The 1846-nt window shown below is 79.2% G+C and carries 2 protein-coding genes; both read left to right on the top strand.

Annotated features, from left to right (window positions below; genetic code table 11):
* Nucleotides 1–784 (top strand): PD-(D/E)XK nuclease family protein (locus CKO13_RS11950; protein WP_200261325.1); only part of this gene is annotated, 784 nt, incomplete at its 5' end.
* On the top strand, nucleotides 781–1846 hold a 1066-nt coding region (locus CKO13_RS11945), incomplete at its 3' end, for an AAA family ATPase (protein WP_200261323.1). The genes CKO13_RS11950 and CKO13_RS11945, both read left to right, overlap by 4 nt.

Raw genomic sequence — 1846 nt, 5'->3', positions numbered from 1 at the left:
GGCCGAGGAGGAGGGCGCGGCGGGGCCGGAGCTGGCGCTGCGCGGGCCGGCCTTCGGGACCGCCTTCCACGAGATCCTCGAGCAGGCCGACTTCGCCGCCTGGCCGCCGCCGGGGACGGGGCTCGACGCCGCGCGCCGGGAGGCGGTCGCCGCCCCGCTGCGCCGGGCCGGGGTGGCGCTGCCCGAGGCGGAGGCGGAGCGCGAGCGGCTGCTCGAGGCGGTCGGCGAGCGCGTCGCCTGCACCCTGCACACCCCCCTGCCGGGGATCGGGCCGCTGGCGGGCATCCCGCCGGAGCGGCGGCTGGTCGAGATGGAGTTCTTCCTCGGCCTCGACGGCGGCCGGCTGGCGGGGCTGGTCGAGGCCCTGGAGGCGGCCGGCTACGCCGCGGCCCTGCCCGCCGAGCGCCGCGCCGAGACCCTGCGCGGGCTCATGCACGGCTTCATCGACCTGGTCGTCGAGCACGGCGGCCGCTACTACGTGGTCGACTACAAGACCAACGACCTCGGCGCCGCGCCCGAGGCGTACGCCCCGCCGCGGCTGGAGCGCGCCATGGCCCACGGCCACTACCCGCTGCAGTACCTGATCTACCTGGTGGCGCTGCACCGCCACCTCGGGCGCTCGCTGCCGGGCTACACGCCGGAGGCCCACCTCGGCGGCGCCTACTACCTCTTCGTGCGGGGCATGACCGGCGCCGACGAGGGCAGCGGCGTCTACGCCGACGCGCCGCCGGCGGCGCGGATCCGCGCCCTGGACCGGCTCTTCGCCGGGGAGGGGGGAGCGTGAGCGGCGACTTCCAGCGCCGCCTCCGGGCCCGCCTAGCCGAGGGGGCCATCACCCCCGTGGAGCTGGCCCTGGGCGAGTGGTGCCTGCGCCACGGCGGCGACCGGGCCACGGCGCTGGCGATGGTCCTGGTCAGCCGCGCGGTCAGCGAGGGCCACACCTGCCTGGGCCTGCCGGAGGCGGTCCCGGCGCTGCCCGGCGAGCCGCCGGAGATGGGCGCGGCAGCGTTCCGCGCCGCCCTGGCGGCGAGCCCCCTGGTGGGGGCGCCGGGGGAGAGCCGGCCGCTGGTCCGCGACGGCGAGCGGCTCTACCTCCACCGCTACTGGGACTACGAGCAGCGCCTCGCCCGGCGCCTGCGCGCCCTGACGGCGCAGCCCCCCGAGCCGGCGGCGCTCGAGCGCCTCGAGCCCGGCGGGGGGCTCTTCGACGACGAGCCCGCCGACCCGGCCCAGCCCCGCTGGCAGCCGGTGGCCGCCGCCGTGGCGCTGCGCCGGCGCCTGGCGGTGATCTCCGGGGGGCCGGGCACCGGCAAGACCTACACCGTCCTGCGCCTGATGCGCCTGCTCGTCGAGCAGGCCGAGGCGCAGGGGGCGGCGCCGCCGCTGATCCGCCTCGCCGCGCCCACCGGCAAGGCCGCCGCGCGGATGGTGGAGTCGGTGCGCGCCGGGCTGGCCGCGCTGCCCGACGGCGGGGCGGGGCTGGACGCCTGCCTGCCCGAGGAGGCGCTCACCCTCCACCGGCTGCTCGGCCTGCGCCCGGGCAGCACCCGGCCGCGCCACGGCCCCGGCGACCCGCTCCCCGCCGATGCGGTGATCGTCGACGAGGCCTCCATGGTCGACCTGCCGCTGATGGCCAAGCTGGTGGAGGCGATCCCCGAGCAGGGGCGGCTGATCCTGCTCGGCGACCGCTACCAGCTCGCCTCGGTGGAGTCCGGGGCGGTGCTCGCCGAGCTCTGCGAGGCCGGCGGCACCAACGCCTTCAGCGCCGAGCAGCGGGCCGCGCTGGCGCCGCTGCTCGGCGCCGGCGCGGCGGGGGCGGGCGCTGAGGGGGCAGCGCCCGATGGCC

This window comes from Halorhodospira neutriphila, assembly GCF_016584055.1.
GTDB lineage: Bacteria > Pseudomonadota > Gammaproteobacteria > Nitrococcales > Halorhodospiraceae > Halorhodospira > Halorhodospira neutriphila.
The sequence above is the reverse complement of the archived record's forward strand: the minus strand, read 5'-3'. Positions and strand labels throughout refer to the sequence as shown.